At 65.6% G+C, this 6492-nt stretch carries 6 protein-coding genes; 5 read left to right on the top strand and 1 reads right to left on the bottom strand.

All coding sequences use genetic code 11. From position 1 onward, the window contains the following. Positions 1-294: 294 nt before the first annotated feature. Positions 295-1101, top strand: a complete 807-nt coding sequence (locus CRM90_RS29205) for an SDR family NAD(P)-dependent oxidoreductase (RefSeq protein WP_102810349.1) — start codon at positions 295-297, stop codon at positions 1099-1101. A gap of 1 nt (position 1102) precedes the next feature. On the opposite strand, the gene CRM90_RS29200 is transcribed toward CRM90_RS29205, so the two are convergent. Then, complete coding sequence (locus CRM90_RS29200) at positions 1103-1681, bottom strand: TetR/AcrR family transcriptional regulator (protein WP_102810348.1); 579 nt, start codon at positions 1679-1681, stop codon at positions 1103-1105. A gap of 64 nt (positions 1682-1745) precedes the next feature. Between CRM90_RS29200 and CRM90_RS29195 the strand changes: the two genes are divergently transcribed. The 4 genes from CRM90_RS29195 (at position 1746) to CRM90_RS29180 (ending at position 6433) form a co-directional block, all read left to right on the top strand. Then, positions 1746-2894, top strand: coding sequence for an acyl-CoA dehydrogenase family protein (locus CRM90_RS29195; protein ID WP_102810347.1), 1149 nt, complete (start codon positions 1746-1748; stop codon positions 2892-2894). A 289-nt stretch (positions 2895-3183) separates the two neighbouring features. After that, entirely contained in the window at positions 3184-4302 is a 1119-nt protein-coding gene (locus CRM90_RS29190) for an ABC transporter ATP-binding protein (protein WP_102810346.1), read from the top strand. A gap of 66 nt (positions 4303-4368) precedes the next feature. Continuing rightward, the gene (locus CRM90_RS29185) at positions 4369-5553 is read left to right on the top strand and encodes a polyamine ABC transporter substrate-binding protein (protein ID WP_102810345.1); all 1185 of its coding nucleotides are present in this window, start codon (positions 4369-4371) and stop codon (positions 5551-5553) included. Positions 5554-5557: 4 nt separating this feature from the next. Next, on the top strand, positions 5558-6433 hold the full coding sequence (locus tag CRM90_RS29180; RefSeq protein WP_102810344.1) for an ABC transporter permease: 876 nt from the start codon (positions 5558-5560) through the stop codon (positions 6431-6433). The last annotated feature ends 59 nt before the right edge of the window (positions 6434-6492 follow it).

Raw genomic sequence — 6492 nt, 5'->3', positions numbered from 1 at the left:
CACCGGCCAGTCAGGCCGCGTGACCGAAACTGTCACCTGATCGTGCAGCAGACCCTCTCGGCAATCGAGATGTGTGACTGGTGGTGTGGCTGTTTCTCGCCAGCTATTCGAGACGACTCGGGTGCAAGTGTCTCGTTGACCATCCCGCGAGCCGTCGTCACGGTGGAAGAGTGAACCGCCGAGCGGCCGGGATGTCGCTCGGTTCCCGGTCAGCGGGATCCACTTCGCACACCGATGATCACGGCCCACAATGTTGGGCGACTTCATCGCAGACCGAACAGGAGTAGATCCGCCATGGCGACCTTGCAGCGTTACACCGATCGTCGTGTGTTGGTCACCGGCGGCGGGTCCGGGATCGGGCAGGCCTGTGTGCTGCGCATTCTCGACGAAGGCGGCCGGGTGGCGGCGGCCGACATCAGCGAGTCCGGACTCAAGGACACCCTGGCCAAAGCCGGCGACGCGGGCGATCGGCTGACCACGGTGGTCGTCGACGTCGGTTCCGAGGACTCGGTGAAATCAGCTGTGGGTGAGGCGATCTCCGCGCTCGGCGGTCTTGACACACTCGTCAATGTGGCAGGCATCCTGCGGTCGGACCACTTCCTGGACACCACGCTCGCCGCCTTCGAACAGGTGTTGCGGGTGAATCTCGTCGGCACCTTCCTGGTCACCCGCGAAGCTCTCCCGGCGCTCAAGGCCGGCACCGCCCCTGCCGTGGTGAACTTCAGCTCGACGTCGGCGACATTCGCCCACCCCTATATGTCGGCGTACGCCGCGTCCAAAGGTGGCGTGCAGGCCATGACGCACGCGTTGGCTGCCGAGTTCGCCAAGGACGGCATCCGGTTCAACTCGGTACAGCCGGGCTCGATCTCGTCGGGCATGACCGACGGCACCGGGGAGTCGAAGCAGAGTGTCGGCCCCGGGCTGCCCGACGATGTCGACTACAGCCTGTTCGGCCGGGTCGCTCCCCTGGTGCCGTTGCCCAAGGGCGAGATCTTCGCCAAGCCCGATGCGGTCGCCAACGTCGTTGCGATGCTTGGCAGTCCGGATGCCTACTTCGTCTCGGGCACCGAGGTCCGGGTCGACGGCGGCGCCCACATGTGAGTCAGGCGTCGATTCCGGATGTGAGGATGGCGGCCAGTTCCCGGTAGGCCGCAGCGTCGTCGAGTCCGGTGGTGGACCGGACGATCCCCTGCTGAATGCGGACCATCATCGCTGCGGCCAGGTCCGCCGCGAATGCCGCGTGCACATCTCGAAACTCTTGCGTCGCAACGCCTTCGGCGATCAGCTCGCTGACCCGGCGGGCGGCGATCGCGGTGTTCTGCTCATAGACGGCCCGCGCGGGCGCAAACGCATCCAGGTCGGCCATGAAGCGGTCCGACGCGACTTCGAGCGCGGCGCCGACCGCGGCGAGGTAGGCGGTGATTCGCGCTCGTGCGTCGCCGGCCCGGGCAACCTCCTGCTCGACATCGTCGGTGGCCCGCCGGAAGAAGTGGACGGCGACGGCGTGCACCAACTGCTCCTTGCTGCCGGCAAGTGTGTAGAGCGTGCCCTTCGAACAGCGCAGCCGGGCGGCGATGTCGTCGAGGGTGAGGTGCGCGAAGCCCTCGGCGAGAAAGAGCGCGAGAAGTGAGTCGAACAATTCGCCGCGGCGCCGGGTTCCGAAGCTCGACCGGTTGACCATCGCCGTAATAGTACTGATAGATGTAAGCCAGTACTGTTTTAAGTATCAATCGAGAGGTCCCCCCATGCCCGTCGACCGACTACTTCCCAACCCGGACGCTGCGGATCTCATCGCGTTGACCCGCGACATCTGCTCTCGCGTGCTCAACCCGATCGTCGACGAGCACGAGCGGACCGAGACCTACCCCGACGGGGTTTTCGCCCAACTCGGCGCGGCCGGGCTGCTGAGCCTGCCGCAACCGGAGGAATGGGGCGGCAGCGGCCAGCCCTATGAGGTCTACCTGCAGGTCCTCGAAGAGATAGCGGCGAGCTGGGCAGCGATCGCGGTGGCGGTCAGCGTGCACAGCCTGTCGTGTCATCCGCTGCTGGCGTTCGGCACCGATGAGCAGCGAGCCCGGTGGCTGCCCGGCATGTTGTCCGGTGAGCAGATCGGCGCATACAGCCTCTCGGAACCCCAGGCCGGGTCGGACGCCGCCGCCGTGCGGTGCAAAGCGGTATTTTCCGAGGCGGCGCCCGGGTACGTCATCACCGGCTCGAAGGCCTGGATCACCCACGGCGGGCGGGCCGATTTCTACAGCCTGTTCGCCCGTACCGGGGAAGGTTCGCGCGGCATCTCCTGCTTCCTGGTGCCTGCCGATCAGCCCGGGCTGAGCTTCGGCAAGCCCGAAGAGAAGATGGGTTTGTCCGCGGTTCCCACGACGTCGGCGTTCTACGACAACGCGGTCATCGATGCCGAGCGCCGCATCGGCGCCGAGGGCCAGGGTCTGCAGATCGCGTTCAGTGCACTGGACTCGGGCCGGCTCGGCATCGCGGCCGTCGCCGTCGGCATCGCCCAGGCGGCGCTCGACGACGCGTGCGCCTACGCCAACGAGCGGACCACGTTCGGCCGCAAGATCATCGACCATCAAGGGCTGGGCTTCCTGCTCGCTGACATGGCCGCCGCGGTGGCCAGCGCCCGGGCCACCTACCTGGACGCCGCGCGGCGCCGCGATGCCGGCCTGCCGTACTCGCAACAGGCCAGCGTGGCCAAGCTGGTGGCGACCGATGCCGCGATGAAGGTGACCACCGACGCCGTCCAGGTGCTCGGCGGCGTCGGCTACACCCGCGACTACCGGGCTGAGCGCTACATGCGCGAAGCGAAGATCACCCAGATCTTCGAAGGAACCAACCAAATCCAGCGCCTGGTTATCGCACGGGGGCTCACGACGGCCTGAGCCGGGTTACGATCCGTCCCAGCGGGGACCCTCAGCCACCTGGGCCCGCGCCGAAAGCCGTGCCCCAAACCGCGTCGCGACGAGCGAATCCATCGAAGAATTCATATTTCGTTGCGGAATCGGTTGCGAAGAGCACGCAAATCCGCAATCGTTTAGGGGCGGAGTCGACGGGTCATGTCTCGCCGGCCCGCGGGATGAAGGAGGACGGGCCCTGACCGACACCGGCGCCACCGCCACCCAGCAGACCCCCGGACACACCGGACCACGACGCGCCAGCGGCGCACCGGTCATCGAGATCGACCACGTCGTCAAACGTTTCGAGGATTACGTCGCCGTCGCCGATGCCGACTTCTCGATCGGCGCAGGCGAGTTCTTCTCCATGCTCGGCCCGTCGGGCTGCGGAAAGACCACCACCCTGCGGATGATCGCCGGGTTCGAACAGCCCACCGAGGGTGCGATTCGACTCGAGGGTGTCGACGTGTCCCGGGTGCCTCCGCACAAGCGCAACGTCAACACCGTCTTCCAGCACTACGCGCTGTTCCCCCACATGACGGTGTGGGACAACGTCGCCTACGGGCCGCGCAGTCAGAAGAAAGACAAGGCCACCGTCAAGAAAAGCGTCGACGAGCTGCTCGAGGTCGTCCGGCTGACCGACTTCGCCGAGCGCAAGCCCGCCCAGCTCTCCGGCGGCCAGCAACAGCGCGTCGCACTCGCCCGCGCACTGGTCAACTACCCCAGCGCCCTGCTGCTCGACGAACCGCTCGGCGCCCTGGACCTCAAACTGCGTCACGTCATGCAGTTCGAACTCAAGCGCATCCAGCGCGAGGTCGGCATCACGTTCGTCTACGTGACCCACGACCAAGAGGAAGCGCTCACGATGAGCGACCGAATCGCGGTCATGAACCAGGGCAACGTCGAGCAGATCGGCACCCCGAACGACATCTACGACCGCCCCGCCACCGTGTTCATCGCCGGCTTCATCGGCCAGGCCAACCTCTGGCACGGCCGGCAGACCGGCCGGGTCAACCGCGACTTCGTCGAAGTCGAGGTGCTGGGCACCAAACTCAAGGCCCGACCCGGTGACACCACCATCGAACCCGGCGGCCAGGCCACCCTGATGGTCCGGCCCGAACGCGTTCGGGTGTCGATGGACCAGCCCACCGGCGATGTGGCCTCCGTCAGCGCCAAGGTCGTCGACTTGACCTTCCAGGGACCGGTGCTGCGGCTGTCGCTGGCCGGCGCGGACGGTGCCCCGATTCTGGCTCACGTCGGGACCGACCAGGATCTGCCCATGTTGCGTCCCGGCGACGATGTGTTCGTGGCCTGGGCCCCCGACGCATCTCTGGTCCTGCCCGCCGCCGACATCCCCACCACCGAAGACCTCGAAGACATGCTCGACGACTCCTAGACCGCATCGACGCCGCTACCGCCGCTCCTCCTCCGACCTTCCCCCTTACGAAAGGCATTACGGCACATGGCCACAGAGAATGACTCCCGGATCTTTGCCTCGAACGCGTCCCGGCGCCGGTTCATCGGTGGTGGCGCCGCCGCCGCAGCCGCACTGGTCCTCGGACCGTCCTTCCTCGCGGCGTGCGGTAAGTCGGACAACAAGAGCAGCTCCAGTGGCCCGGCCACCCCGACCGATGACGGCTCGCCGGCCACCGGAAAGCTCCGCATCTCGAACTGGCCGCTGTACATGGCCGACGGATTCGTCGCGGCGTTCCAGACCGCGACCGGAATCACCGTCGACTACAAAGAGGACTACAACGACAACGAAGAGTGGTTCGCCAAGAACAAGGAGCCGCTGTCGCGTAAGCAGGACATCGGCGCCGACCTGGTGGTGCCCACCCAGTTCATGGCGGCCCGGCTGAACGGGCTGGGCTGGCTCAACGGGATCAGCGAAAGCCGTTGGACCAACAAGAAGAACATGCGTGAGGACCTGCTCAACGCCAAGGCCGACCCGGGCCGTAAGTTCAGCGCGCCCTACATGTCCGGCATGACGGCGCTGGCCTACAACCGGGCTGCCACCGGTCGCGACATCACCAAGATCGACGACCTGTGGGATCCCGCGTTCAAGGGCAAGATCAGCCTGCTCGCCGACACCCAGGACGGGCTCGGCATGATCATGCTGTCGCAGGGCAACTCGGTGGAGAACCCGACCAGCGACGGCGTGAACAAGGCGGTCGCTCTGATCAAGCAGCAGAAGGACGCCGGCCAGATCCGCAGATTCACCGGCAACGACTACGCCGACGACCTGGCGTCCGGCAATGTCGTTATCGCTCAAGCGTATTCGGGCGATGTGGTGCAGCTGCAGAAGGACAACCCGGATCTGAAGTTCGTGGTACCCGAGACCGGTGGCACCACGTTCGTCGACACCATGGTCATCCCCTACACCACGCAGAATCAGAAGGCCGCCGAGGCGTGGATCAACTATGTCTACGACCGGGCCAACTACGCCAAACTGATCGCGCACACCCAGTACGTGCCGGTGCTGTCGGACATGACCGACGAGCTCAACAAGATCGATCCCGGCCTGGCCGCGAACCCGTTGATCAACCCGCCGAAGGAGACCCTCGACAAGTTGAAGACGTGGGCTGCGCTCACCGATCAACAGACCCAGGAGTTCAACACCGCTTACGCCGCCGTCACCGGCGCCTGATCTGATGGCCGGTGTAGCCACCAGTAACCGGCAGCGGAGCAAACTCGCTCCGTACTTGATGATCCTGCCCGCGCTGGCCTATCTCGTCGTCTTCTATGTGGTGCCGTTCGTCTCGCTGTTCCGGACATCGCTGTCGAAGATGGAAGGCTCGGTGTACCTGCCGACGCTGACCTTCGCCTGGGACCTGGGCAACTACGGCGACGCATTCACCTTGTACCGCGACCAGATCCTGCGGTCGTTCGGCTACGCGCTGGTCGCCACGGTGTTGTGCGCGTTGTTGGCCTTCCCGCTGGCCTACGTCATCGCCTTCAAGGCGGGCCGGTACAAGAACCTGTTGCTGGGCCTGGTGATCCTGCCGTTCTTCGTGACGTTCCTGATCCGGACGCTGGCGTGGAAGACCATCCTGGCCGACGACGGCTGGGTGGTCAGTGCACTCGCCACGCTGCATCTGCTGCCCCCGGAAGGGCGGTTGCTGTCGACGAGTTGGGCGGTGATCGGAGGCCTGACCTACAACTGGATCATCTTCATGATCCTGCCGCTGTACGTGAGCCTGGAGAAGATCGACGCCCGTCTGCTGGAGGCATCGCGCGATCTCTATGCCACCAACCGCAGGATGTTCGGCAAGGTGATCCTGCCGCTGGCGACGCCCGGCGTGCTGGCCGGCAGCATGTTGGTGTTCATTCCGGCGGTCGGCGACTTCATCAATGCCGATTACCTCGGTAGCGCCCAGAACACCATGATCGGCAACGTCATTCAGAAGCAGTTCCTGGTGGTCAAGGACTATCCGGCCGCCGCCGCCCTGAGCTTCGTGCTGATGGCGCTGATCTTGGTCGGTGTGCTGCTGTACACCCGGGCCCTGGGTACGGAGGATCTGGTATGACTCGCCAGCGAGAAGCGAAGCGGGGTCGCGCATGACTTCCCAGCGAGAAGCGAAGCGGG

Origin of the sequence: Mycobacterium sp. ENV421, from assembly GCF_002887815.1 — a bacterium.
GTDB lineage: Bacteria > Actinomycetota > Actinomycetes > Mycobacteriales > Mycobacteriaceae > Mycobacterium.
This window is presented reverse-complemented; position numbering and strand designations above follow the sequence as displayed.

Bases quoted from the DNA above. Each gene is read 5' to 3' on its own strand.
- CRM90_RS29205 (WP_102810349.1), top strand. From the start codon at position 295: ATGGCGACCTTGCAGCGTTACACCGATCGTCGTGTGTTGGTCACCGGC.
- CRM90_RS29200 (WP_102810348.1), bottom strand. From the start codon at position 1,681: ATGGTCAACCGGTCGAGCTTCGGAACCCGGCGCCGCGGCGAATTGTTC.
- CRM90_RS29195 (WP_102810347.1), top strand. From the start codon at position 1,746: ATGCCCGTCGACCGACTACTTCCCAACCCGGACGCTGCGGATCTCATC.
- CRM90_RS29185 (WP_102810345.1), top strand. From the start codon at position 4,369: ATGGCCACAGAGAATGACTCCCGGATCTTTGCCTCGAACGCGTCCCGG.
- CRM90_RS29180 (WP_102810344.1), top strand. From the start codon at position 5,558: ATGGCCGGTGTAGCCACCAGTAACCGGCAGCGGAGCAAACTCGCTCCG.